Genomic DNA, 26663 nt, shown 5'->3' with positions numbered 1-26663 from the left:
CTTTCTCAACTTAAGAAAGTATACTCATACGATGACGGAAAAGAAGTACAGTAAGATTTTAATAGCAAACAGAGGAGAGATTGCCTGCAGGATTATCAGAACTGCTCGTAGGATGGGTATATCTTGTGTATGCATATATTCGGATGCAGATGTAAATTCTGTGCATGTAAGACAAGCAGATGAGTCAAGATATATCGGCCCTTCGCCATCTTGCCTCAGTTACTTAAACATTGAAAAAATATGTGAAGTAGCAGTTGAAACAGGTGCTGAGGCGGTTCATCCTGGCTATGGTTTTTTAGCAGAAAATCCAGATTTTCCACGTGCTCTTCAAAAACATAATATAGACTTCATCGGCCCCAGTGCAGAAACAATAGAAGTTACAGCCAACAAAATAACAGCAAAAGAAGCGGCAAAAAAAGCTGGAGTGAATGTAGTGCCAGGATATATGGGTAAGATTAGCGACGCTGCCCACGCAGCTCAAGTTGCTGAAGAAATTGGCTTTCCGGTTATGCTTAAAGCTGCATCAGGCGGTGGTGGCAAAGGAATGCGAATTGTAAATTCCAAAAAAGAAATTGAACTAGCGTTCACATCAGCAACAAATGAAGCAGAGAAAAGTTTTAAGGATGGCAGTATCTTTATAGAGAAATATATAGAACTACCAAGACATATTGAAATACAAATCATAGCAGATAAATATGGCAATATAGTGTGTCTTGGAGAAAGAGAATGCTCGATACAAAGGAATAACCAGAAAATAATAGAAGAAACGCCAAGTCCATTCATTAGTGAAGAAGTAAGACAAAAAATGTATGTCCAATGTGTTTCTCTAGCAAAGCAGGTTGGTTACTTTTCAGCAGGCACTGTTGAGTTTGTTGTAGATAAAGACCAAAACTTCTATTTTCTTGAGGTAAATACGAGATTGCAAGTTGAGCATCCAGTAACAGAATTTATAACTGGAATAGACATAGTAGAAGAAATGATTAGAACTTCCTGTGGAGAGAAATTGAGATTCAATCAGGATGATATTAAACTTACTGGTTCTGCAATAGAAAGTAGAATTTGCGCTGAAGACCCATCGAAGAAATTTTTCCCTTCCAGCGGAAGAATAAAATATTACGATAAACCGGGTGAAAATGATTATGTAAGAATAGATGATGGAGTTGCTGCAGGTTCAGAAATTAGCATGTTCTATGATTCGATGATTGCCAAAGTGATAACATATGGAAAAGATAGAGTAGAAGCGATCAGCAGAATGCAAAAAGCATTGTCTGAATGCTATATAGAAGGAGTAACAAATAATATAGAATTTCTAGAATCCATCTTCCATCACCCAAATTTTATCGCAGCAAAGCTCCATACGAGATTCATTCCAGATCATTACCCTAGTGGGTTTCACGGCGATTTTGTTACAGAGGAGTATATTAAAATATTTATTTTCACTGCGTTATATGTTCATTTGGAAAATGAAGAAAGGTACCATCATAAAGCAGTGAATGAAACATCTCAGGTGTCATTCCAGTGCGTGACACTGGAATCTAGTAAAAAAGAAGGGGCACCAGTATCAGCTACTCGGATGGCAGGTGACCGTGCAAGAGATTTATTCATAGTGAATATAAATGACAATGAGTACTCCGTAAATGCAAAATACCAAGATAATATATTAATAACGGTATATAATCACAATAAATACTCCGTTATAGGCAAGTGGAAATCAAGTTATAGATTGCTATATATCACAATTAATGACGATACCAATATAGCACTTAAAATAGAAAGACAAGGCAGCAAGTACTTCATAAGGCATGCAGGCATGAAAGCTGAGTGTTGTATATTTAAGCCTCATGTAGCTGAATTAAGTAGGTTAATGCTAAATAATGAAACAGAAGGGATTTCAGCAGATGCTGTAAAATCCCCAATATCTGGTTTATTATTTAAATTGCACGTAAATGTAGGAGATCAGGTGGAAATAGGACAACCTTTATTTGTGGTGGAGGCAATGAAAATGGAAAATATCATATGTGCTGAAGCAGCAATGGTGATAAAAAATATTCCCGTTCAAGAAGGAAAAAATGTGCAGATTGGTGATGTAGTCTGCTTTCTTAAATAACATAAGAAGTACAAACTTGACCCAAACAAGATAAATGAAAACACTTGATGAGCTATGGCAATGGCTATTGGTATGTGCAATAATAGAGTAATTACACCTAAAATGATCTGAATGACGACGGAGAGCAGCATAATATATACCGGTTTTATGCTAGCATTTTTTACTGTGAGTATTACTACCAAAGTTAGTATTAGCAATGCCAGTGCTCGATGTATAAATTGCACTGTCGCTCTGTTCTCAAAGATATTCAGCCATATAGGCTGTAAGAAAAATAAATCTTCTGGAACGATTTGTCCGTCCATTAGTGGAAAGGTATTGTAAATCAAACCAGCATTTAATCCCGCAACAAATGCGCCGAAAATTATTTGTATTACAATTAGAATCAGAATAAGTATTGTGTAATATATACTACTGTTAGTAGATTGAAATCCTGTCATCCGAGTAGCTGACACACAACTGTACGAACGCTTACTTTTGAAAATAAATTGCACAGCAAATGGTGTCATGAAAGTAGCTGACACTGGAATCCAGCTTTTACTATGCAGCCACTTATTTAAAGTTAAGTTTTCTGGATCCCAGTGTCTGGGCACTGGGATGACATCTTTCTTGGTGAAAATTACTCTTATACTGCAATGTTCGTATAGTTGTGTACGTAACACTGGGATCCATATTTGGTAATCAAAAAATTGATATGACAATAATGCAAAGATAATTAATGCTAATAATAAGTGAAGTGCAAGCCTATAGTGGCTAACATGAGGTTCAGTTACTAAACCACTTTTAACCATATACCAACCAGCAAAAGCTTGTAAAGCTCCAAATAATAATGCCACACATAGCTTTATTACTACCTTTTTAGATATTTTTCTTCTTAATATGAAATATATAAATGGCAGGACAAAAACTAAACCTGTTAGTCTTGCAACCAATCTGTGTACATATTCTATTAAGTATATAGCGCGAAACTCCTCCATACTAATACCATAGTTAAGTGCTTTATATTCAGGTGTAGCTTCGTATTTTAATTTTTCTTGTAGCCAGTCTTGTTCACTCAGTGGTGGTAATGTTCCAGTAATTGGTTTCCACTCCGTGATTGACAATCCTGCTTTTGAAAGTCTGGTAAATCCACCAATCCCTACCATGAGAATTACCATGACCGAGCAGAGAAAAAGCCAAATAGCTACAGGTTTTGCTCCCATAAACCATGCTGAGTTTTGTTCCATCGCTCAGGGTAAAGAATAAATTCCCATAAGGCAAGAAAAGCTGCAACACTATGTAGCAGACTATAGACCGGAAAAAATATCGATACTATATAAAAATAAAAAGGCATCTTTTGCTGTTTGACAGCTATTACCAAAAGAATCAGGTTAGTAACGTATACCACTACAAAGTAGTACAAAAATAATTCATTTAAAACTTTAGTTAATATCAATGAAAGCAGTAAAAATGGAGTAGTAAAAAATATAAAAGCTGCAGAGCCAACAAAAAGATTCAATAGCAAAATTCCCTTAAATCCAGTGTGTTTATAAAGTGACTTTATATTTTTTAAATGAACAATATAAGTTTGCATATAGCCTTTGATCCAGCGCGCTCTTTGCTTAATCCAAGCAAATACAGCAATTGGTGACTCTTCCAATGTTTCTGAGTCAATCATCCTGGTTTTATATCCCATTTGTGCAAGTCTCAAACCAAGGTCAGCATCTTCGGTAACACTATAAGCATCCCAGAAAAACACTTTTTTTAGAATTTTTACTGAAAAATGATTACTGCTACCACCCAAAGGCATCGGCATGTTCATTTTTTGGAATCCAGGCAATAAGTATTGAAACCAGTTCATATACTCCAGAGAAAAGAATTTTGTGAGAAAATTATAATCACAATTGTAGTAATTTAATTTCGCCTGTACACAGGCAAGCTTATCGTCGTCCTTATTAAATTCAATCAGTGCTTTTTTTAACTGCAATGGGTCTGGTTTATCGTCCGCATCATATATTACTGCATACTTTCCTCTAGCAAAGCTCATAGCATAATTGCATGACTTGGCTTTTGTTCTAGGCAAAGAATGAGGCACTTTTATTACTTCAAAATACTGCGGTAAAGTGTACTTTTCTATAGCTGCTAGCGTTTCTTGGTCATCACTTTCTACCTGAAGCTTCACATCTAATTTTGATTTTGGATAATCCAAACTTTCAATGCTTTCAACCAATTGCTCTATCACTGCACTTTCTTTAAAAGCAGGCAATAAAATAGTATATATAGGAAAATCTTCTTCACTCAGCTTACTATAATCCACTTTTTGGTTGGAGGTTTTACATAAGTTAAAAATTGTAGCTATAAACTTGAATAAATAGCTAGAACATCCGATTATAAATATCAACATCAAAGCAAAATATGTATATTTCTCTGTTAGTGTTAAAATTGAAGTTACAATAAAGAAAGAAGCAAAAAATATTGAGCTTAGTTTAATGCTTTTGGCTGAAAAATTAGGATTCTTGTAATATAAGTAGTTGCTTGCAAATTCTGAAATACCAAAGTGCGAGTTAAGAAGATTTAAAATCTGTTCGCTATCCACTTTTATTAATACATAGTCAATACCGTAATGAGCTTCGACCCAACGGTTGATATCTCGGCTTGTGTCTTCAACCATAAAAAAAGTAGTATTATTTAATTTTTGCCAAGGAATTATATTAAATTTATAGTAAAAAAGTTTCTCTGGCTCTTTGCACAAACTAGAATCAAACTTAATTTTTTCTACATTATCAGCTTGAAGTATAGGCAATTGTTGCATTGAACCTAATGCAATTTTTTATTTAAGTCACGTGAAAATGAAGATATGACCTCGCTACTACGCTTATCATCTTTACGTTCATGCATTATTTTTTTTACAGCATCAGCAGCTATATTCGCTGTGTTAGCCTGTAAATCTCCAAGAGCTTTTTCAACTTGGTCAGTGACTTTCTTCAAGTTAGAATGGGCATTGTCATCTAATGTCTGATCTAGCTGCTGTCTATTGTGCTTAATGATACTATTAGCTTTATCAAGTGCTTCATTCATCATTTTATTAACTTCTGCATCTAATTCTTTGTATTTTTTAGAAGATTTTTTGTAATACTCCAACATATCTTTCCTGAATTTTTCAGTTTCTTCACTTGAAAATTTGCTTTTGTTACGCTTATTGTTAAGCGCATTTTTTATCACTTTCTTTAGCAATTTATACGAAAGGACAAAACTTACCAAGAAGGCAAGACCGATAATCAGTGATGTAGACATAAAAACCCCTAAAATTCTTTGGACACCAAGTCAGCAATAAATTCCTCTTCAATTTCAGAATTAGTCAATTTAGTATAATAAATTAAAGCAATACTAGTAGCCATTTGTTTTAACTGATCAGTATATTCAGATTTAAATTCTGCCACTTTTTTTTCAATAAGCTTGCTCTTTTTTTTATCTTCCTCTTCTAATATATTCTTAACATTAGCTCTCATTTCTTCTACCTGAGCAAGTGCATCATCTATGATTTTTTTTGCCTGTATTCTAGCTTGGGTTAAAGCTGCGTTATACTTGGTAATCTGATCTTCCGTAAGTCTTAAAAGATGAACAGAACTATTAAAAGAACCCAATACTTCTTTACTTCTAGTGCTTATTATTTCATCTAACTTTGGCAAAAATAAACAACTTACTACGAAAAAAAGTGAAGAGAAAAAAATTAAAAACCAAAAAACTTGAGAAAAGAAGGTTGAAACATCAAGCTGTGGCATCTGTTAAGCAGCAAATATTAATAACATTGCAAGTACAAACGCAAGCAATCCCATGATTTCAACCATGGCAGCACCAATATAAACATAACTTTTCATTTTACCTTCTGATTCAGGGTTTCTCGCAATCCCATTTAACATAGCAGAGAAGATATTAGCTATACCTAAACCAGCGCCGAGCATTCCAAACACAGCTAAACCAATTGCTATAAATTTTAAAGCTACTAAATCCATATATTACCTTTAATTATTTCTTTATAATGTAATTGTAAAATATTCTACAAGGAAGTCAATTACTTTACTGCATCTGACAAATATACACATGTTAATATAGTAAATATATAAGCTTGTAAAATTGCAACAAATACTTCAAATCCTATCAATGCAATTATGAACAAAAACGGCGCAGGAGTGAAAAATATGTTCATATTTACAATAAACCCTGCTATCACTTTGATGATTGTATGACCAGCAATCATATTTGCTGCAAGCCTTATTGATAGGCTAACCGGCCTTACTAAATAAGCAAACAACTTAATAATAATTATTATAGGTGCAAGCCACGAAGGAGTTCCTTTTGGTAGCAATATGCGTAAAAATTCTACTCCCCTTTCTTTAAATCCAACAATCGTTATATAAATAAAAACCACCATCGATAAAGCGAAGGTGACTATCACATGACTTGTGACCGTGAAACTATAAGGAAGAACACCAACTAAATTACACGATAAAATGAAAATAAACACTGTAAATATCAATGGAATGTGCTGCAAGCCTTTGCTTCCAGTGTTATTTTCTATTATTGAAATAACAAAATCATATACATACTCAACTGCAGCTTGCAAATATCCTGGTATTACTGCCCCCTTCTTTATTCCAAAAAGCAAAAAGAGTATCACCAATATCACCGAAATCATCGTGAAAAGAGATGAATTGGTAAAGCTTACGTCATACCCAAATAACCTAGGTAACTCTATTACCGTATATACTTTAAACTGTTCCAGCGGATTTAATGCCATTTTAATCTGAATTATAAACAGTAAATAAAGTATGAATTTTATAGGACAAAGTCAAGAATTAAGATAAGGCTCTGTATTATTATAACATTAACATATTAACAAAATATGTAATTAGAATGTTAATTACAGTCAGCTCTGTATTTTAAAATTTACTAATCTTGTTAAATTATTCAATATCTTGACTTAATATCTTATTTTGATTATAATTTAATTTTTAGTGAGGTATATAATGAACGAAATAGATTTTATTAACACTAATCATCCTTTAAATTTGGAGCAGGAATTTGGAGCAGGAATTTGGTAACGGATACATCGAATCAGTAGATTGTTTCCTTGACGAAGATACTCGCGATTATTACATAGGACTCAACAATGCAATAATACACTTCTTTTTTGATGGTAACATTGATGAGGATGCCTGGGATTATGAAAGTCTTAAATTCTTTCTGGAGATAGATTTAAAAGGTGATATAGAAAAAATTCTTTCTCTTCGCAAGAAGATATAAAGTTACAAAAGCTTCTACATCATAAACAATGATGTAGAAGTATTCCACTACAACAAGCTTTAAAAGCACTACATTTTATATTACAATAACTTTTTTGTTTCTTGTTAGATCGATGAAATTCACGTTATCTTGGTTACTGGAGTATTTAGAAACCAATGCTAGTTTAGAAGAAATTACCGATAAATTAACTCACATAGGGTTAGAAGTAGAAGATGTGATCGACAATACCAAATTAGCTGGTTTTATTGTTGCAGAAGTATTAGAGGTGATACAGCATCCAAATGCTGATAAATTAAAATTATGTAAAGTAGATGACGGAAGTAAAATTCTACAAATAGTTTGCGGAGCAAACAATGTTAGAGAAGGTATGAAAACTGTGCTTGCATCTCTTGGTAGCACATTGCCAGAAAGTGATTTCACAATCAAGCCTACAAAAATACGAGGAGTGCTAAGTGAAGGGATGCTCTGCTCTGCTTCTGAACTTGCGTTGGTTCAAGAGGAAAGTGAAGGAATAATCGAGCTTTCCGATGATTATAAAGTAGGGGATAAATTTTTCAATTGTGACCCTGTAATTGATATAAATGTTACTCCAAACCGTGGAGATTGCTTAGGCATTTATGGAATAGCTCGCGACCTTGCTGCAACTGGAATTGGAACATTAAAGACTTTAAGCATTCCACAACTTACCAGCTCCATAAATTCACCAATCGATGTTGAAGTTACTGACGGGGAAAGTTTTATTAGTGGAATATACATCGCCAATGTAAAAAATCAAGAAAGCCCAAAATGGTTAAAAGATAGGCTGGAATCAATAGGAATGCGCTCCATTTCTGCAATAGTTGATATCACGAACTATATTATGATATCTTTCAGCCGCCCAATGCACGCGTATGATGCAAAAAAAATAGAAGGAGAGCTTGTAGTACGCAAAGCAAACGACGGAGAAAAATTTGCTGGTTTAAACGGTAAAGAATACTTATTAAACAAAGACATGAGCGTTATTTCTGATGATAAAAATATTCATGGAGTTGCTGGAATTATAGGTGGTAAGTGCAGTGAATGTACTCTTGAAACTACCAATATTTTTTTGGAATTAGCTTTGTTCGATCCAATCTCTATTGCTAAATCCTCAAGGGAGCTGAGCATCTCCACAGACGCTAGTTACAGATTTGCACGTTCAGTTGATCCTGGATTTACTTTTGATGGACTCAACCTTGCAGCTAAAATGATTCTGGGCTTATGTGGTGGAGAAACCTCAAGCGTAGTGTCTGCTGGCAGTTTAGATAGTGCTGACACCAAGGTGAGCTTTGATTATCAGGATGTGAACAAGTTTGGAAGTGTGTCTGTATCGCCTGATGAGGTGCTTGATATCTTAACGAAACTAGGGTTTAGTATTGATAAAAAAACCGAAGGCAATTGGAATGTACAAGTACCAAGCTGGAGACCGGACGTGACAATACCGGTTGACCTAATTGAAGAAGTAACAAGAATATACGGCTATGACAAAATAAAAGAAGAACCACTACCAAATAATGTTGAAGAAGTAGATAGTACATACGACAATTTGCGCATTTTGATGACAAATAGAGGGTTTCATGAAGTGCTAACCTGGTCGTTTATGAGTGAATCAACAGCTGAAAAATTTGGTTACTCGAATAAGTTATTTATCATCGATAATCCGTTTAACAATAACTTTAATATGATGAGACCAAGTATTATGCCAAATTTATTGCAAGTCACTGCTGATAATATTGCCCATGGAGTACCTAATCTTGCAATCTTCGAAATTGGGCCGATTTACGATGGTGAAGCTCAGTCTAAACATGTTTTAAGTGGAATAAGAACAGGGAATAATTTACCGCGAAACCATTATAATACTGATAGGAAAGTAGATGTTTTTGACGCAAAGGCTGATTGCATAGCAGCTTTGGAGTGTTTTAACGTCAATTGCGATAATTTAACGATAGAGAGAGCAGAAAAAGAACATTACCACCCAGGAAAGTCAGGCACTCTCTCTTTTAAGAATAAAGTAGCAGGTTATTTTGGAGAGTTGCATCCTAATATATTAGATCTTTTTGACATCAAGCAAAAAGTTGTAGGTTTTGAGGTGATATTAGAAAATATTGAAAATTTACCTGTAAGTAGAAAGAAATTTATCGATTATAAATACCAAAGTGTAAAACGTGATTTTGCATTTATTGCAAATAAGGATGTGAAAGTAGGTAACATAATCAATGTGGTAAAAAAAAGCTCAGAGCTCATCACAGAAGTTTTGATATTCGATGTATACCATGGAAGTAACATAGAGCCGAACAAGATGTCTATAGCATTATCAGTTACTTTCTGCTCTCCAACTCACACTTTAACTGAAAAGGAAATCCAAAAGGAATCAAATATGATAGTTAACTTAGTGTGTGAAAGTACAAAAGGAACTTTGAGAGCTCATCCTTAAGCTGTAATCACAGTTTCCTGCCGTTGCTGTGTTACTCTTACTTCATCCAATCTATTTCCAATATTGAATTCAATATCCTTAAAAAATCTATCCCACATTCCACGCAAATGCTCTTCTACTTTAGGCCATATATCATTTTTAAATGTTTCTCCATCATCAGAAAATAAATTACCTAAAAAGGCTCCAACACCTTCATAATTTGACTGAAAACATTGAAGAAATGTCTCTACTTCCTTATGAGTATCATGTGCCACACTCAATGCTTTTCCTTCTGTGCTCTTATCCCCGTATATTGCAACGGCAAGACCTGTTTTAATATATCCCAAGCCTGTCTGAATAGCTCTTATAGGTTGCAACCATGAACTCTTATCGCTTTTTGGCACATTATTTATTATATTTTTCACCAGTCTGTCTATCAAAGGAGACAATAAATTTTGACTAAAATGTTTGATATTATCTTTTGTTTTAATTACAGGATATTTGATGCATCTTTCTGCTAAACAGTACTCCAGTTCCGCTTCCTCTAACAACTTCTTAACTGCTTCTTCGTTAAAAGTTTCACGCTCGAACTCCTTCAGTAAATCATCCTCTATTATTGCAAACTTTATTTTTTCGCGAGATTCTAGTTCTTCTCTGTAATCATTTGTTGTTTCTTCATTTATTAACAATCCTTTTTCTTCTAATTCTAACTGTTTTAATGCTTTCAGAATTTCTTGGTTATTTTTTAAGTGCTTTTGTATTAATTCTGTATCTGCTCCTTTTCTATTTTGCTCATCTTCTAAGTACTTATTCAAATCCTCATTTCTTTCTATTATTTCTCTCAATAGTGTAGGTTGTTCCAAGCATTTTGCAATTTCTGCTCGATGCGCACCAATCCTTTCTATTAGACTTGGCGCATCTTCTTTTAATAGGTCGCATAAACCTTTCATAGACTTTGCTTGACCTCTAAATAAATTTAGCATTTTACACTTTGTTACTTCTAAATACATCTTTTCTACAAAGTCATTTATTTTAGCTGAAGCTTCCTTTTCTAAATCTTTAAGCTGCTTCCCTAAGCTTTGCTTCTCCTTATCTGGTATATCTGATTGACTTAACTTACTTTCAGCTCTCTTTATCACTGATTTTACTAGCCTTTGCTCAACCTCTTGATTATCATACTCGAACTTAAAAAGATCTTCTAATTTCCTCTTTAAATCATTGTTTATTAAGTTGTTTTTTCCTTCATCATATATATTTTTCAATTCTCCATGTATCCTAACATATCTTTCTTCTCCTTCTTTTTTTAAATCTTTAATTCTTTCTTTAGCATTATTTAGAGCTTCTTCTGTTTCTTTAGGATATATATCTTTACATATATCAATTACTTTCCTTTCAGCTATGTCATCTTCTTCTATGAACTGTTTCCACCTTGCTTTAAGCACAAGAAGCACATCATCACTTATATCATCTGCGTTATCAAGCAACTCCATTATATCATCACCTAATAGCAGTTCTTTTAGATCTTTTATTATCATTTCTTTTTCACTTGGCAATTCCTTACCTTGATTCTCCAATTCTTGTCTTACCAAAGTATTTCTTATCTCATCTTCCAGCGAAAAATCTTCTCCCCGTCTATCTCGCTGAAACTTAATTGCTTGTATAAAGGCAACTTGATAAGCACTTTGTATTAAGTGACTTGTCAAATTAGGACCTATACTATCTACCACTTTCGACTTGAATTCGTTCAATAATTCCTTCAATTTATCATATGTAATCTCTTTCTTTTCTAGCTTTATCAGTTCTTCCAGAGTCTTCGCAAATTCTTGAATAGAAGTTGCAAGGACATCCTTGATTTCATTACGTAAGGGCTTAAGACCATTTTTTAAATCGATGCTAGTTGACAATTTCAGTACGATATTACGCTCTGCATCCTGTGTCACACTAAACCACTTATTATTTTCATCTTCACATAAATCTCTAAGTAATTGTTTAAATTGTGGTGGAAATTTTATTTCCATATCACATGCAATGCTTGTACTAGAAACTTCCTTTTCATGAAAAGATACCTCGATATTTTGGTGCTTATTAGAGTACAGTCCCATACTTATTTTAAGCACAGTAACTAAAGAATGAGATAGCTCTCTATTTAAAAGATAGAGAGTAGCCAAAACAACTGTTGCAGGAACAATTAAGGCTACAAGCACAGTTACATTAACAAAGATTGCTATTGCAGCAAGAGCGCCATATGCCAATCTTTTTGGCACGCCAGTTTCACTCTTTTTTGTCTTATCTTCCCCTACACTGTCTTGTGTCTTGCTGTTTGCTTGAAATCTACTGCATACGACTAATCCCAGTGCAGTAAAAGCAATATAAGGAAGCATTAAAACTGACAGAGCTAAATTTAATATTTTCTTTTCTGGGCAAGTTCTATTTATTTCCTTAAATATTTCGCTTGATATATTATACCAGGAAGTAAAAAAATCAGAGTTATAATCTTTATAATGAAATATACTGAGTGGAACGTTAAAATTAGCTAACGGCTCTTGTTCTTCCACAGCATCAAAAAATTCTTCTTCCTCTTCTGAAGTAGCAAGACCTAAATTATTCCCTTCTTCTACATTAGAAACAGCTTCCATAGCATCAAAAAACTCTTCTTCCTCTTCCAAAGCAACATTGGAAATAGATTCTACTTTACCTAAACCATCACTATTGTTAACAACTTTTTCATAATCATCTGCAACAGCCTTATTCATATTATAACCTTACCTCAAGTAACCTAAGTATAGCATAAACAATGACAACTTTCAACTACTGACAATCTAACTTAATACCAACTATCAAATTTTGGTACTCCTTAGAATAAAAGTTAGTTCCAATTTCTGTATTAATGTCCAAAGATAAGGCAAGGGTCTGCTCTTTTATATATTCAATCCACGTATTTATTGCTTCCTTAATTTTCTCATCTTCTGTTTTGATTATTACTCTGATTCTATCGGACATATGAAAATCAGCTTGTTTCCTGGTTTCCTGAATGAGCCTCACAACATCTCTTGCAAGCCCTTCTAGAATCAATTCATCATTTAAAGTGGTGTTCAGAATCACAATCCCTTTGTTGTTATCAAACACGGAGGAAAATTCACTGTTTGCTTTTAATAATAGTTCATATTCGCCTTTTGCTATAACATAGTTCTCTGTTTCATCTCCTAAAAATATTGAACCTTTTGCGGAACCTTCTGTCATTCCAGCGCGTGACGCTGGAATCTGCATCTGGATCCCAGTGTCAAGCACTGGGATGACGTCGGAGTGAGTTTTTTCAACTTGCCACCATTTCCCCTCTTTGACATATTGAACTAGTTTCTTAATTTTGTCTGGAATTCTTTTCCCAAGCATAGGAAAGTTTAGCTTTAATTCTAGTGACGCAATATCTTCAAGTTTGTTTACCAACTCTAGTTTTTTTATATTCACCTCATCTTTTATCATCTCTTGATATTCATTCATGCTTGGTGTCATTCCAGCACTTGACCATTTCTTTTCTTTCTGGATCCCAGTGTCAGCTACTCGGATGACGGGAGAGAGCTCTGGAATGACAGAGGGTTGTGTATCGTCAAGAAAACCGCAGGAAGACTTATGATAAATCGTCATACTACTAAGTGGCTGTCTGATGCGTATATTAAAAGTGTTTCTAATAGAGAGTGCAGAGTTACATATCTCTCTCACTAGATCCATTTTGGCAATGAGCTGACTATCAAACTTCTCTAATTGTGGGAAATCAGCCAAATGAACAGATGTTTCTTCATACTTAAGCCCTTGCCACATATTCTCTGTTATAAGTGGCAACAAAGGGGCTGCAGCTCTTAGTATGTAATAAAAAACCGTATATAGAACATTATAAGCATCAGTTTTATCCTGATCCAAATCACTTTTCCAAAAACGCTCGCGACTGCGACGAATATACCAATTATTTAGCACTTCAAAAAAGTTCATCAAAATTTTGCAAGCCTCTTGGGAATTATAGCTGTTCATAGAAGCTTGTATGCCATCTACAGCTTCAAAACATTTGGAAATCATGTAGCGATCAATAGTACTTTGATAATCCTTACAAACTTCAGCTTTAATTCCATCTGCATTTGCATACATGGTAAAAAAGTGATAACTGTTCCAAATAGGTTTTATTACGTTTTTCAAAACATCTCGTATTGAGTTTCCTTCTTTATCGAGTAGCAAATTACCACCACAAACAATAGATCCAGAAAGCATAAGAAAACGCAGTGCATCAGAACCGTATCTATCAAAAACCTCCATTGGATCTGCATAGTTATTCAAACGTTTGGACAATTTTTGCCCTTTTACATCCAAAACAACACCGTGGCATATGCAGTTCTTAAATGGTTCACTGTCAAACAAAGCAGTAGACAATACAAAAAGTGTATAGAACCAACCTCTGGTTTGTGCTATGTACTCGGTAATAAAATCCGCAGGAAAGTTATTCTCAAACCGTTCCTTATTTTCAAATGGATAGTGGACTTGCGCAAATGGCATCGAGCCAGATTCAAACCAACAGTCAAATACGTCAGGCACACGACGCATAATCGATTTTCCTGTTGGATCATCAGGATTTGGTCTTGTTAAAGTATCGATAAATGGTCTGTGCAAGTCATCTATTTTAACATTAAAATCTCGCTCTAGTTCTTTTATTGAACCGTATACATCTACTCTTGGATATCTTGCATCATCTGATTTCCATACGGGAATTGGAGTACCCCAAAATCGATTGCGTGAAATTGACCAATCGTGTGCCCCTTCAAGCCATTTTCCAAATTGACCATCTCTAATGTGGTTTGGTATCCAATTAACTCTCTTATTTAGCTCTACCATTCTGCTTTTGAATTTTGTAACGGCAACATACCAAGAAGGCATAGTGCGATAGATCAAAGGAGTGTCAGTTCTCCAGCAGTGTGGATAATTGTGAATATATTGCTCAGTCTTAAACCAACTTCCCTGCCCTTTCAATTTTTTTATTACTGTATCATTGGCATCAAAAACATGAACCCCTGCCAAATCTGAAACTTCAGCAGTAAATTTTCCACTGTTATCAATTGGACAAATAACTGGAATATCATGGCTTTGGCAAAGGTAAAAATCTTCCTCACCAAATCCAGGAGCAGTATGCACAACGCCAGTACCGTCTTCTTCCGTCACATAATCAGCAATAAAAACGCGAAATGCATTTTTTGTGTCTTTAAAATAGTCAAACAGTGGTTTGTAAGAAAGACCTGCAAGATCATTCGCTTTAAGTTTTATATTGCAGTTTTCATATGGAATATTGTTTTGTTCAGAGTGGCTGATAAATTTCTCTAAGTAGCTTTCAGCAAAAATGTATATTTCACCATTCATTGAACTTCCTTCACTACTCCCTGTCATCCCAGTGCCCAGACACTGGGATCCAGAAATAGATTCCAGCGTCACGCGCTGGAATGACATCAAAGGGTGGACTGACACTGCACAATACTTAATATCTTTTCCTATTGCTAAAGCCAAGTTGCTCGGCAACGTCCAAGGAGTTGTAGTCCAAGCAAGTAATTTACACTTTCGTTTAACACTTTTAAATTGCTGTGGGTTTTCTAAAAGCTCAAATGCAACAGTTACAGCTTTGCTAACTTTTTCTCTATACGCGTTATCAAGCCTTGTTTCGAAATTAGATAATGGAGTTTCGCATGCCCAGCTATATGGTACAACGCGCACTGATTCATACACCAGACCCTTATCATAAAGCTGCTTGAATGCCCACATGACCGACTCCATGAATGATTTATCCATAGTCTTATAGTCATTGTGAAAGTCTACCCACCTTGCTTGCCTATTTACATACTTCTCCCACTCTGATGAAAATTTCATCACAGAAGTACGGCAATGATCGTTAAATTTATCTATACCAAACTTCTCTATCTCAGTTCTACCAGATATTCCAAGTTCTTTTTCTGCACCCATCTCAGCCGGCAATCCATGGCAATCCCAGCCAAATCTACGTTCAACCCTTTTTTGAAGCATAGTTTGATATCTTGCAAATGCGTCTTTGATGAAACCAGTGAGTAAATGTCCATAATGCGGAAGTCCATTTGCAAACGGAGGCCCATCGTAAAAGACAAAACAATTATCCTTGGAACGTTCTTCAACTGACCGCTCAAAAACTTTGTTTTCCTGCCAAAATTTTATGATTTCCTTTTCTAACGATAAAAAATCAGGACTACTTACTGTATCAGGATAATGCTTTGACTTCATGTTCGCTATGTAAAACTAAAGAATATAGGGCTTTCTGAAAAATTACAAATTCAAAAATATTTCCGTAGCTCACACCCCAACAAACTATTCTGCCGAGCTTCCAATACCTTTTTTTAAGTTTTACTTGCAGTTTTTATTGTTTTACTTAACATTAACCCAAGCTTTAGGGGTATTTTATGGATCAGAAGACAGATAAGTTTCCACAATTTTTAAAAATGTTGTGCTTTGTTGAAATGTGGGAACGTTTCTCTTACTATGGAATGAGGGCACTTTTGGTCCTATTTTTGACTTCTCACTTAGGTTTCACTGATGAGAGGGCCTTTACTATTTACTCATTATTTGCTGCAACAGGTTATGCTATACCAATACTTGGAGGTTTTTTAGCTGATAAGTTGATGGGATTCCGCAACATGGTGTTGCTTGGAGGGATAGTGATGATAGCAGGTCATGCTTGCATGTCATTGGTTAAGTTTGAACCAGGTTTATTATATTTAGGTTTATCTCTAATAGCCATAGGTACTGGTATGTTTAAAGGGAACGTAACTAACTTACTTAGTTCATGCTATGGCAAAGACGATCCTGAACGTAGCAGAGGCTTTACTTTATTTTACGTAGGTGTGAATATTGGAGCAATATTGGCTTCTATTTCATGTGGTTATGTAGCCCACTTGTTTGGCTGGCACTACGGCTTTGGTTTAGCTGGTATTGGGATGTCTATAGGGCTAATCTTTTTTCTCAAATTTCAGAATCTTTTAGGAGATAGCGGCCTTTCTCCTTATCCAGAGCTTATGAATAAGCGCATATTAGGGATTAAAATTTTTGGTATAGTATTGATAGGAAGCTTTCTGTCATCATCAATAATTGCTAAAATGCTTATACATAGTGAATTTTTTACTAATATGCTCATATTTATTGGAATAACAGCTCTGGGCATATTTATTTATATAATATCTAAATTATCAGCAGAACAAAGACGAAAATTAGTGGCATTATCTATTCTTGTGGTATTTTTCTTGTGTTTTTTTGCTTTAGAAATGCAGCTTGGCTCTTTGGTTAACTTATTCACCGAAAGAAACGTTATTAACAATGTATTAGGTATAACAATCCCAGCTTCAGTTTCTCAAGCCATAAATCCTTTGTCAATTATAATATTTGGCTTTCTTTTTGGAACATACATGAAGTTTAAGCAAAAATATGCAACTTCCATGTTTACCCTTGGCCTTCTGACAATGGCTATGTGTTTTTTCACACTGTACATAGGATGTTTAAACTCTAACATTGAAGGTAAAGTAGAATACTTATATTTAATAATTGCTATCTCCTTTATGGGACTGGGAGAATTATGTATTGCTCCATTAGTCCAAGAACAAGCAACTACACTAGCCCCCAAAAACCTTAGAGGAGTAGTGATGGGTATAGTAATGCTGTCATTAGCGTTTTCTAACCTAGCCGGAGTTGCAATATCAAAATTTATGTCAGTTCCTTCAGTAAATGGTAAAATAAATTATTTAGAATCTTTAGAAATATATAAAGAGGGTTTTTTAAAGGTGGGAATATTTAATTTAATGCTCGTTATTGTATTTTTATTCTTCTTCAATTTTATACATAAAGTTGTTACTAACTCATCTTGTACAAAAAATTGATATAGGTAAGCTCAAATTTGTAGGTTTAAGGTACCCGTTCAGCAGAGGTAGCAATTAAACTTTGTAACTTTTGAAAAAGATTATGATTGCATTTTTTCAATACTCTTTGCTTAAGATTTATATTTAACGCTGCTTAAAATCAGTGAAATGCACACCCCAGCAAACTACTCTGCCGAGCTTCCAACACTTTCACATTTACTATTTTGTCCCTGTATTTATCTTCAGAATCATCAATGCACACTGATTGCATATATGGGCTTTTACCAATAATTTGGTTTTGGTGTTTACCTTTTTTATCGCTAAATAGAACAGGTATAGTTTTACCTACCATACTCTGGTTAAACTCAAGTTGTTGCTTACTAATTAATTTCTGTAAACGAAGAAGGCGCTCTGTTTTAACCTCTTCTGGTACTTGATCTTTTCTTTCCGCTCCCGGTGTGCCTGGTCTTGGGCTGTATTTAAAACTATAAGCCTGAGCATATCTAACTTTTTCTACTAATTTCATAGTTTCTTCAAAATCTTTTTCGGTTTCTCCAGGAAAACCAACAATAAAATCAGAAGAAAATTCGATTTCAGGTTTCAATTTGCGAAATCTGTCTATTATTTCCAAATACTCCTCTGCAGTGTGTTTCCTGTTCATCGCGTGCAATATTTTATTCGAACCAGACTGCACAGGCAGGTGAACAAACGGCATGAGCTTTGGCTCTTCCGCATGTGCCAAGTAGAGAGATTCATGCATATCTCTTGGATGAGAAGTTGTATAACGAATCCTCTCTAGCTTTTCAATTTTAGCAATATGACTAATTAATTTTCCTAAATCCCACACTTCCCCTTCGCACTCCCCATGGTAAGCATTGACGTTCTGACCAAGCAAATTGATCTCATTTGCCCCATTTGCAACTAATTTCAATGCTTCACGAAATATTTCATTCACTGGCCGTGAATACTCAGCTCCACGAGTATAGGGCACTACACAAAACGTACAAAATTTATCACAACCCTCTTGTATGGCAAGAAACGCAGAAGACCCCTGGCTATTGCCATAGCATTCATCTGGCAATTTATCAAACTTTGCAACTTCAGGAAAATCAGTGTTTATTACATGACCTTTACTTCTGCTTGCTTTGACTATCAGCTCCGGTAAGGTAGCGATACTCTGCGGACCAACAACAATATCAACAAAAGGAGCCCTTCTGAACACTTCTTCTCCCTCTGCTTGCGCTACACACCCAGCCACCACTATAGTCATTTCTTTTCGTAACGAATGAATCTTCCCAAGCTCTGAGTAAAGTTTTTCTGCTGCCTTCTCTCTAATGTGACAAGTATTCAGTATCACTAAATCGGCTTTCCCTGCATCACTAACAACGTTGAACCCCAAAGGTTTAATTACATTTTCCATTAAAACGGAGTCATAAACGTTCATCTGACAGCCGTAAGTTTTAATATATAGGCCTTTCATATTTGGTATGTCTTTTTCAAAATTTCTTCACCCTACACGTAAATGTCTAACAGACCAGCGCGTGACGCTAGTGAACTTGCTAGCACAATAGATTTTGACAACATTATACGAAAAACTGGATCCCAGTGTCAAGCACTGGGATGACAAGTTCTCGGCAACCCCTACGTCATACCATCACGGTATCTCTAGATCCCGCTAACAAGTAGCGGGATGACGGTTGTCAGGGTGTCATGAAAGTAGCTAACACTGGCTTCCATCCAAGAGGGCAGTGCCCTCTTCTTGTCATCCCAGTGCTTGACACTGGGATGGCTTTGTTGCATCGCTACTTATGAAAGGCTAACTATAGTTAGGATTATAAGCAACCTATTGAAAATCTTGTTTTTTTGCAATCAATCTGATCAAATTTAAGAATAGTAATTTATTATTTATATTAATAAATTTAATTCTATTGAAAATAGCTAAAGCATTGAAATTCTTGAATTTTAGCCGGATTAGTGAGTGGTAGTGAAATTTCTTTTACTCAAATTTAGGTATTCACTGACCGTTCTTGTTATAAATACCAGAATAATAAGCTACTGATATTCTCTACCTTTTTTATCTTTATCCATCATAGCTAGCGATGCAACAAAGCCCACTGGGATCCAGGAAAAAGAATGGTGTCATCCGAGTAGCTTGACACTGGCATCCAGGAAACTTAATTGCAAGTAATGCATTGAGTTTGGTGAGTATGGGTTTTGCGTTATAGAATGAAGCACTTTTGGTGAATTTGTAAAGAAAGCTGGATCCCAGTGTCAAGCACTGGGATGACAAGAAAGGGAGCACTGGAATTTTTATTTCAGTATTGTACATTAGCCATGCATCTGAACAGATACGAGCTTTCTGCTTTTTTTGGGTAAGGTCAGTCAAAAAGGTTTTACAACAACCATAATAACTATAACTATTATCAATACTGTAACTGCTTCATTTAAAACGCGAAAATAAATATGTGACTTCTTATTCGAACCCATTGCAAAATTTTTCCTATATTTTGCAAGTAGCATATGAATAATTAACATCAAAAGTATTGCAAATGCTTTTACATGAAACCATCCTTCACGATATGCTTCCCTAATAACCATTAGTGTAATTCCAAGACCAAGTGAGAAAAGCATTGCAGGGTTTATGATATATCTAAGTAGCCTCTTTTCCATTGTTTGAAGCAAGCTATCATTTTCCGATCCCGGTTTTACAGTTGCATGGTAGACATAAAGCCTGGGTAAATAAAGCATACCTGCCATCCACATGATAACAGAGATAACGTGAAAAGCCTCAAGCCAGTGGTAATAGTTCATTAGCAAAAATTTAAAATTCCTGGTATTGTGTTAGTTTAATGAAAAAGAAATCGATATGAAAGCAGAAAATTTCACTAAAGAACAGATAATTGGATTCTACAGGAAAATGCTACTCATACGCAGATTTGAGGAAAAAGCAGGACAATTATATGGGATGGGATTAATAGGCGGGTTCTGTCACCTATCAATAGGACAAGAAGCAGTTGCAGTTGGAACTCAAGCTGCATCAAAATTAGGTGACGCTTTTATCACAAGTTATAGAGACCATGGCTTAATGCTCGCATGTGATTCTGATCCAAATGTTGTAATGGCAGAGCTTACCGGCAAAGAAACAGGATGCTCGAAAGGTAAAGGTGGTTCGATGCACGTATTTGACGTTGAAAAAAAATTCTTCGGCGGGCATGGAATAGTGGGAGCACAAGTTCCAATTGGCACAGGAATAGCATTTGCTAATAAATATAAGAAAAAAGATAATGTGGTATTTACATATTTTGGCGACGGTGCTGCAAATCAAGGACAAGTATATGAATCGTTTAATATGGCATCTTTGTGGGAGTTGCCTGTGGTTTACATCATAGAAAATAATGAATACGCAATGGGAACCTCCGTGCAAAGGTCAACTTTAGTAACAGAGTTATATAAAAGAGGAGAAAGTTTTGGTATTCCTGGAAAACAAGTTGATGGAATGGATTTTTTCTCTGTTTATGAGGCTACAAGCGAAGCAGCGGAACACACACGCAGCGGAAAAGGGCCTATCCTGCTTGAAATGAAGACATATCGATATCGCGGTCACTCAATGTCAGATCCTGCTACTTATCGCTTAAAAGAAGAAGTTGAAGATATGAAGCAAAATCATGACCCTATAAGCACTTTAAAGAAATACATGACAGATAATAAAATGGCTTCAGAAGAAGAGTGCAAAGTAATTGATAAGAAAATACGTGATTTAGTAAAAAAGTCGGAAGATTTTGCCAAAAATAGTAAAGAACCAAGCGTTGATGAGCTGTATACTGATGTTTATAAATTTGTTAGCTAATTTTTTTATCCAGAACTGTACAAACATTGTATAGTAAACGATGTCATCCAAATAGCTCCTTCTCCCGTCATCCAAGTGCCCTCCTTTTTTTGTCATCCCAGTGCTCTGACTACTTGGATCCAGCTGAGTTGGTGAGTATAAAAGTATAGCTAACGCAAGCTCTACGTCATGCCGCCGCGAACCGTCATACCGCGATTCATTCGCGGTATCTCTAGATCCCGCTAACAAGCAGCGGGATGACGGTTGTCAGGCTAGCTGTCATCTCAGTAGTCTCCTTCTCCTGTCATCCGAGTAGCTGACACTGGTTCCTTTATGACGGCAGTAGCCCCTTCGGTGTCATTCCAGTGCTTGACACTGGAATGACACCAATAATTGACATTTCACTAGATATTCATTATAAATAATGGAATGCTACAAAGTATAAAAACCATATTAATAGAAGACGATAACGTTAGGCTGGATAGGTACATCAGAAGAATCTTTCCTGATCTAAAGCAATCTGTAATTGAAAAATCTTTAAGGAAAGGATTAATCAAAGTTGATGATTGCAAAGCAAAGTCCAGTGATAGAGTAAATTCTGGGCAAACTATAACGCTGAAGCACTTGAATTATATTGAAAACGCTAATTCTGATCGCAAATATAATGAAAAGTTAGTGAATCTACTAAGAGAGAACATATTATATGAAGACGAATATATACTAGCTATAAACAAACCCGCAGGGGTCATCGTTCAAGGTGGCGTAAAAGTAAAGATTAGCATGAGTGATTTGCTTGACCAAATAAGAGAGGGAGAAACATTTAAAATTGTCCATAGGCTAGATAGAGATACGAGTGGAGTGATAATATTCGCACGCAACGCTAATGTTGCCAGATACCTTATGGAAGAATTTAAAGGACGAAGAGTAAAAAAAACTTATTTAGCATTAACTTCTGGCATACCGAGCAAGGATAGTGGAACAATAGACTATCCATTGGTGAAAAAATATGTTTCAGGTCAAGAAAAAGTGGTCGTTGATGAAAATTCACCTCAGAATGCCACTACGCATTTTTCAATTATAGCAAAATCCAAACACAATGTTGCTTATTTAAAATTACAACCAATTACCGGCAGAACCCATCAGTTACGTGCACATTTAGCTCATATAAATTGCCCTATTCTTGGTGACGGTAAATATGGTGGTAAAAAAGCTTTTATTGATGGGATAGCAAATAAAATTCACCTTCATTCGCATTCTTTATCTTTAAAACTGCCAAACAATAAAGAAATCACTATCACCGCTCCTATCACTAAACACATCGAAAAATCCATTGAAGCGCTATTTTTCGACTGAAACGATTTCACCAATCAACTTTTCTGTCTTTGGCTTTAATTTGAAGCACAGATATTAGGCTAATTAATGCGCAGGCAGTAAGATAAATGCCTGCTGCAAGTTTTGTTTCGGTTTTTTCTATAAGCCACATGCATATGTATGGAGAAAGGCCACCAAAAATTCCTGCAGATATATTATTTGCTAAGCTTACGCCAGTGCATCTTACTTTTGTTGGAAACAGTTCACAAATAAAAGAACCATATATTCCAAAAGATGCACCTACTGGTATAGTAATCAATAAGTAAGTTATTATTACGACATAGTGGTTAACGGAAGATAATAATAGTAATACACATGTACCAATCAGAGATAGCATAATCAGTACAGGAATCATTACGCGTTTTCTTCCAACTTTATCAGATAAAATTGCAAAAAGTACCGCAGATGCTGCAAATACAACCTGTATTACTATCCTCATTAAATCTTTAACACTAATAGATAAAATAACTAGCTCTTTTATTGATATATTATAAAACATTATTGCTGCGTAGACAATTGCATTCTGAGCAATTCCCAGATTGATTGAAATAATAAGCGGTCTTTTATAGTTTCTTACTAGTTCTAACAATGGTGAATGTGCTAAATTATTAGCGTACTTATTAGTTTTATATGCTAAGCTTTCTTTTGATATGTACCTAGTTAAAAAACCTATTGTCCCCAAAAAAAAGCAAAAATAAAAAAGCAACTTCCATCCCCATATTTCATAGTTCTCACCTGTAACTCTTTTGCAGATAAATATCATTGTTATGCATAAGAGCGTTCCAAGGGCTCCGCTAAAGGGCTTCATACTTCCTAAGAAACCTAGATTTTTTTTATCTTTTGAATGCTCTATCGTAAATGCTGTATTAATGCTTGTTTCACCTCCTGCAGTTATTCCTTGCACTATTCTACAAAACACAAGCAATACAGGTGAAAGCAACCCTATTTCTTTATACCCAGGTATAATTCCCATAATTGCGGATGATATTGAAATTAATATTACTGAAGTAAGTAAAGTCTTTCTTCTGCCATACTTATCTCCCATATAACCAAAAATTACTGCACCAATTGGTCTAAACGTAAAACCAATTGCAAAAACACCAAGGAATTTGAGTGTACTCAAATAATGATCTTCTAATGGGAAAAAAACGTTGATGATTGTATCTGTTAATACTCCAAAAAGAGTGAGTTCATACCACACAATCATGTTACAGATCATGCCCGATAGTATTGCTTTTTGGATATTATTCATGGTCTTTCAATTTAACATAACCTAATATATCATTAACCGGTGCTCCTTGCTATAAAATTTTTCATTCAATAACCTTCAAGGATAATTCACGTAAATGCTTATCCTCCACCTTGGAGGGAGCACCCATTAGAACATCTTCAACTTGCTGGTTCATAGGAAAACAGATTACTTCACGAATATTTGGCTCATCAGCAAGCAGCATAACTATTCTATCAACTCCTGGTGCTATTCCACCATGAGGAGGAACACCAAATCTGAATGCACGTACAAGTGCACCGAATCTTGTATCAACTTCTCCCCGGCTATAACCTGCAATGGCAAAAGCTTTATACATGATATCCAGTTTGTTATTACGAATCGCCCCACTTGATAGTTCTATTCCATTGCAAACAAGATCATATTGGTAAGCAAGGATATCCAGTGGATTTTTGTCCTCTAAATCTTTCAGACCACCGTGTGGCATGGAGAATGGGTTATGAAAGAAATCGATTTTTTTACTTTTATCGTCATATACAAAATATGGAAAATCAATGATCCAACAAAACTTGAAGATATTATCATCTATAAGACTGAGTTCTGACCCTAAAAGAGTGCGTACTTTTCCTGCAATGTTTGCCGCCTCATTCTCTTTGTCAGAAGCAAAAAATACACTATCTCCTGGCTCTATGTTTGTTGCTTCTCTTATGTGGTTTAGCCTATTTTCATCAAGAAATTTAGCAATTGGGCCTTTCGCAGTTCCATCTTTATCAAACGTTATATATCCGAGACCCTTAGCACCGAATTCTTTTTGCGCATGTTCTATCTTTTTATCAAAGAAGCTGCGTGGTTCCTCTGCTGTTTTAGGTGCAGGGATGGCTCTCACTACCATACCACGCTCAATATTGCTTTTGAAAATATTGAACCCTGAATCACGAAAAATTTCTGTAACATCGCTGATTAATAGTGGATTACGCAAATCTGGCTTGTCAGAACCATACTTAAGCATTGCCTCTTTGTATGTAATGCGTGGAAAATCTTTATCGACAGACTTGCGAGAAAATTTAGCAAACACTCTATATAAGGTAGACTCAATAATCTGAAAGATGTCTTCTTGAGTTACAAAAGACATTTCAAGATCTAGCTGATAAAACTCTCCCGGAGAACGGTCAGCCCTTGCGTCTTCATCACGAAAACACGGTGCGATTTGGAAATATTTATCAAACCCTGAGACCATGAGCAACTGTTTGAAAATCTGCGGAGCTTGTGGCAATGCATAGAACTTGCCAGGATTTAGCCTGCTTGGCACTAGGTAGTCGCGTGCTCCTTCAGGAGAGGAAGCAGTGAGTATTGGAGTTTGAATCTCTAAAAATCCTCGCTCTATCATGAGCTTGCGGAGTTCTGCAATAATTTGTGAGCGCAGAATAATATTGTTGCGGGCTTTTTCACGCCTTAAATCAAGAAAACGATATTTAAATCTCATATTTTCCGGATATTCTTGTTCGCCAGCAATGCTCGCTAATATACTTCTTTCTTCTTTCGCTATTTCTTCATCACGGTGGAACTCAACTTCCGACTCAACGCGCAAATTGTTGACTATCACCTCGATTTCTCCGGTAGAAATAGAGCTGTTTACCGTATCTTCAGTTCTAGCTTCAACTATTCCTGTAACAGTAATTACACTCTCTAATTTTAAATTTGATATCTCATCAAAAAAGTCTTTGTCATTATTAAATACTAGCTGAGTGATTCCGTAGAAGTCTCTTAAATCAACAAAAATTAGGTTACCATGGTCGCGCTTACGATATAACCATCCAGAAAGGGTAACTTCCTTTTCTACGTCGTTCTTCCTCAGTTCATTGCACGTATGAGTTTTATAGCAGTTCATATTTGTTTTACTTCTAAATTCTTTAAGAAGTATAGAAATAAACCTTATTACATACAAGCCCGTTCGTCAGATATTTGCGCAATTTTCGAAATAGAGCAGTACTGCTTTTATATTGTCTTTACCCGCAAAAAAATTGCACAATTTCTATAATTATGGTATAATAGTGAGGGTATTTTTAATGAATTAGATACAGGAAATGCCGCTTACACAGATCATATTATATAGCGTAACATTACTTGCTGTAGCTGCAGTATTTCTCTTTTTGAGAAAAATATACAAAAATCGCATTAGAAAAATCATATTTCCTAGAAAAGTTTTTAAAGAAGAGTGGGAAGAAGACAGAAAATTCAATGAATTATATCAAAAAAATAAGCAAAAAGAGTTGATGAAACAACAAGAAACGCTACGCGAGAAACAAAAAGATGTGCAAGTTTATAAAGAAGATCCAGAAATAGTTGACATAGCAAAACCGGTAGGTAAATGGACAAAGATGGTTATGATGGGTAATGGTTTAATGCAGCGTTTTGCACAATTGATACATAGAGAAGGCGGACAGAAAGGATTTTGGGAGCTGTTTGTAAAAGCTCAGGCTTCAACTCAAGGTAAACATAAGGGAAAGGGCAGATAATCC

General features: G+C 35.4%; 20 protein-coding genes. 7 read left to right on the top strand and 13 right to left on the bottom strand.

Features of this window, described 5'->3' with window-relative positions:
• Positions 1-31: 31 nt before the first annotated feature.
• The gene (locus AAGD90_RS02940; RefSeq protein ID WP_341822113.1) at positions 32-2107 is read left to right on the top strand and encodes an acetyl-CoA carboxylase biotin carboxylase subunit; all 2076 of its coding nucleotides are present in this window, start codon (positions 32-34) and stop codon (positions 2105-2107) included.
• Here AAGD90_RS02940 and AAGD90_RS02935 read toward each other — a convergent pair.
• From AAGD90_RS02935 to AAGD90_RS02910, 6 genes are read right to left on the bottom strand one after another with little or no spacing between them, the layout of a single operon-like run.
• Positions 2056-3330 carry a COX15/CtaA family protein gene (locus tag AAGD90_RS02935; protein WP_410529987.1) on the bottom strand — a complete coding sequence of 425 codons (1275 nt, stop codon included), beginning with the start codon at positions 3328-3330 and terminating at the stop codon, positions 2056-2058. The genes AAGD90_RS02940 and AAGD90_RS02935 overlap by 52 nt on opposite strands.
• The gene (locus AAGD90_RS02930) at positions 3288-4886 is read right to left on the bottom strand and encodes a glycosyltransferase family 2 protein (RefSeq protein ID WP_341822171.1); all 1599 of its coding nucleotides are present in this window, start codon (positions 4884-4886) and stop codon (positions 3288-3290) included. The genes AAGD90_RS02935 and AAGD90_RS02930 overlap by 43 nt, the downstream gene beginning before the upstream one ends.
• 14 nt (positions 4887-4900) lie before the next feature.
• A complete protein-coding gene (locus tag AAGD90_RS02925) occupies positions 4901-5377 on the bottom strand; it encodes a hypothetical protein (protein WP_065094793.1) in 477 nt (158 codons plus the stop codon).
• Between the two features lie 8 nt (positions 5378-5385).
• A complete protein-coding gene (locus AAGD90_RS02920) occupies positions 5386-5865 on the bottom strand; it encodes an ATP synthase F0 subunit B (RefSeq protein WP_010962584.1) in 480 nt (159 codons plus the stop codon).
• Positions 5866-5868: 3 nt separating this feature from the next.
• On the bottom strand, positions 5869-6096 hold the full coding sequence (locus AAGD90_RS02915; protein WP_006014985.1) for a F0F1 ATP synthase subunit C: 228 nt from the start codon (positions 6094-6096) through the stop codon (positions 5869-5871).
• 59 nt (positions 6097-6155) lie between these two features.
• Complete coding sequence (locus tag AAGD90_RS02910; protein WP_155968396.1) at positions 6156-6881, bottom strand: F0F1 ATP synthase subunit A; 726 nt, start codon at positions 6879-6881, stop codon at positions 6156-6158.
• A 284-nt stretch (positions 6882-7165) separates the two neighbouring features.
• On the opposite strand from AAGD90_RS02910, the gene AAGD90_RS02905 reads away from it, so the two are divergent.
• Both AAGD90_RS02905 and pheT read left to right on the top strand, forming a co-directional pair.
• Entirely contained in the window at positions 7166-7387 is a 222-nt protein-coding gene (locus AAGD90_RS02905) for a hypothetical protein (protein ID WP_223823093.1), read from the top strand.
• 112 nt (positions 7388-7499) lie between these two features.
• Positions 7500-9839, top strand: a complete 2340-nt coding sequence (pheT, locus tag AAGD90_RS02900) for a phenylalanine--tRNA ligase subunit beta (protein ID WP_341822110.1) — start codon at positions 7500-7502, stop codon at positions 9837-9839.
• Here pheT and AAGD90_RS02895 read toward each other — a convergent pair.
• Together AAGD90_RS02895 and AAGD90_RS02890 are read right to left on the bottom strand one after the other, a co-directional pair.
• The gene (locus AAGD90_RS02895) at positions 9836-12571 is read right to left on the bottom strand and encodes a hypothetical protein (protein WP_341822109.1); all 2736 of its coding nucleotides are present in this window, start codon (positions 12569-12571) and stop codon (positions 9836-9838) included. The two genes, pheT and AAGD90_RS02895, sit on opposite strands and share 4 nt — an antisense overlap.
• A gap of 55 nt (positions 12572-12626) precedes the next feature.
• Entirely contained in the window at positions 12627-16097 is a 3471-nt protein-coding gene (locus tag AAGD90_RS02890; RefSeq protein WP_341822108.1) for a class I tRNA ligase family protein, read from the bottom strand.
• Positions 16098-16273: 176 nt separating this feature from the next.
• On the opposite strand from AAGD90_RS02890, the gene AAGD90_RS02885 reads away from it, so the two are divergent.
• Positions 16274-17740, top strand: a complete 1467-nt coding sequence (locus tag AAGD90_RS02885) for a peptide MFS transporter (RefSeq protein WP_007548626.1) — start codon at positions 16274-16276, stop codon at positions 17738-17740.
• 139 nt (positions 17741-17879) lie between these two features.
• Here the strand turns inward: AAGD90_RS02885 and miaB are convergent, their stop codons facing one another.
• The 3 genes from miaB to hemJ form a co-directional block, all read right to left on the bottom strand.
• Positions 17880-19199, bottom strand: a complete 1320-nt coding sequence (gene miaB, locus AAGD90_RS02880; RefSeq protein WP_010962578.1) for a tRNA (N6-isopentenyl adenosine(37)-C2)-methylthiotransferase MiaB — start codon at positions 19197-19199, stop codon at positions 17880-17882.
• A gap of 600 nt (positions 19200-19799) precedes the next feature.
• A complete protein-coding gene (locus AAGD90_RS02875) occupies positions 19800-20048 on the bottom strand; it encodes a hypothetical protein (protein WP_265017717.1) in 249 nt (82 codons plus the stop codon).
• A gap of 53 nt (positions 20049-20101) precedes the next feature.
• Complete coding sequence (gene hemJ / locus AAGD90_RS02870; RefSeq protein ID WP_010082641.1) at positions 20102-20530, bottom strand: protoporphyrinogen oxidase HemJ; 429 nt, start codon at positions 20528-20530, stop codon at positions 20102-20104.
• 55 nt (positions 20531-20585) lie between these two features.
• Between hemJ and pdhA the strand changes: the two genes are divergently transcribed.
• Positions 20586-21566 carry a pyruvate dehydrogenase (acetyl-transferring) E1 component subunit alpha gene (gene pdhA, locus AAGD90_RS02865; protein ID WP_341822107.1) on the top strand — a complete coding sequence of 327 codons (981 nt, stop codon included), beginning with the start codon at positions 20586-20588 and terminating at the stop codon, positions 21564-21566.
• A gap of 408 nt (positions 21567-21974) precedes the next feature.
• Positions 21975-22898 (top strand): RluA family pseudouridine synthase, encoded by a 924-nt coding sequence (locus AAGD90_RS02860; RefSeq protein WP_006279888.1) that lies wholly within the window; start codon positions 21975-21977, stop codon positions 22896-22898.
• Between the two features lie 7 nt (positions 22899-22905).
• Here the strand turns inward: AAGD90_RS02860 and AAGD90_RS02855 are convergent, their stop codons facing one another.
• Entirely contained in the window at positions 22906-24168 is a 1263-nt protein-coding gene (locus tag AAGD90_RS02855; protein ID WP_341822106.1) for an MFS transporter, read from the bottom strand.
• 61 nt (positions 24169-24229) lie between these two features.
• Complete coding sequence (gene aspS, locus AAGD90_RS02850) at positions 24230-26032, bottom strand: aspartate--tRNA ligase (RefSeq protein WP_341822105.1); 1803 nt, start codon at positions 26030-26032, stop codon at positions 24230-24232.
• A gap of 196 nt (positions 26033-26228) precedes the next feature.
• Here aspS and AAGD90_RS02845 point away from each other — a divergent pair, with 196 nt between their 5' ends.
• A complete protein-coding gene (locus AAGD90_RS02845; RefSeq protein ID WP_174515653.1) occupies positions 26229-26660 on the top strand; it encodes a hypothetical protein in 432 nt (143 codons plus the stop codon).
• Positions 26661-26663 lie beyond the last annotated feature (3 nt).

The organism is Wolbachia endosymbiont (group A) of Ischnus inquisitorius, assembly GCF_964026985.1.
GTDB lineage: Bacteria > Pseudomonadota > Alphaproteobacteria > Rickettsiales > Anaplasmataceae > Wolbachia > Wolbachia pipientis.
The sequence above is the reverse complement of the archived record's forward strand: the minus strand, read 5'-3'. Positions and strand labels throughout refer to the sequence as shown.

Excerpts from the sequence above, each read along its gene's own strand:
- pdhA (WP_341822107.1), top strand. The coding sequence starts at position 20,586 with ATGAAAGCAGAAAATTTCACTAAAGAACAGATAATTGGATTCTACAGG.
- AAGD90_RS02875 (WP_265017717.1), bottom strand. The coding sequence starts at position 20,048 with ATGTACAATACTGAAATAAAAATTCCAGTGCTCCCTTTCTTGTCATCC.
- AAGD90_RS02860 (WP_006279888.1), top strand. The coding sequence starts at position 21,975 with ATGCTACAAAGTATAAAAACCATATTAATAGAAGACGATAACGTTAGG.
- AAGD90_RS02855 (WP_341822106.1), bottom strand. The coding sequence starts at position 24,168 with ATGAATAATATCCAAAAAGCAATACTATCGGGCATGATCTGTAACATG.
- AAGD90_RS02920 (WP_010962584.1), bottom strand. The coding sequence starts at position 5,865 with ATGCCACAGCTTGATGTTTCAACCTTCTTTTCTCAAGTTTTTTGGTTT.
- AAGD90_RS02940 (WP_341822113.1), top strand. The coding sequence starts at position 32 with ATGACGGAAAAGAAGTACAGTAAGATTTTAATAGCAAACAGAGGAGAG.
- hemJ (WP_010082641.1), bottom strand. The coding sequence starts at position 20,530 with ATGAACTATTACCACTGGCTTGAGGCTTTTCACGTTATCTCTGTTATC.
- AAGD90_RS02935 (WP_410529987.1), bottom strand. The coding sequence starts at position 3,330 with ATGGAACAAAACTCAGCATGGTTTATGGGAGCAAAACCTGTAGCTATT.
- pheT (WP_341822110.1), top strand. The coding sequence starts at position 7,500 with ATGAAATTCACGTTATCTTGGTTACTGGAGTATTTAGAAACCAATGCT.
- AAGD90_RS02925 (WP_065094793.1), bottom strand. The coding sequence starts at position 5,377 with ATGTCTACATCACTGATTATCGGTCTTGCCTTCTTGGTAAGTTTTGTC.
- aspS (WP_341822105.1), bottom strand. The coding sequence starts at position 26,032 with ATGAACTGCTATAAAACTCATACGTGCAATGAACTGAGGAAGAACGAC.
- AAGD90_RS02885 (WP_007548626.1), top strand. The coding sequence starts at position 16,274 with ATGGATCAGAAGACAGATAAGTTTCCACAATTTTTAAAAATGTTGTGC.
- AAGD90_RS02910 (WP_155968396.1), bottom strand. The coding sequence starts at position 6,881 with ATGGCATTAAATCCGCTGGAACAGTTTAAAGTATATACGGTAATAGAG.
- miaB (WP_010962578.1), bottom strand. The coding sequence starts at position 19,199 with ATGAAAGGCCTATATATTAAAACTTACGGCTGTCAGATGAACGTTTAT.
- AAGD90_RS02845 (WP_174515653.1), top strand. The coding sequence starts at position 26,229 with ATGCCGCTTACACAGATCATATTATATAGCGTAACATTACTTGCTGTA.
- AAGD90_RS02895 (WP_341822109.1), bottom strand. The coding sequence starts at position 12,571 with ATGAATAAGGCTGTTGCAGATGATTATGAAAAAGTTGTTAACAATAGT.
- AAGD90_RS02890 (WP_341822108.1), bottom strand. The coding sequence starts at position 16,097 with ATGAAGTCAAAGCATTATCCTGATACAGTAAGTAGTCCTGATTTTTTA.
- AAGD90_RS02915 (WP_006014985.1), bottom strand. The coding sequence starts at position 6,096 with ATGGATTTAGTAGCTTTAAAATTTATAGCAATTGGTTTAGCTGTGTTT.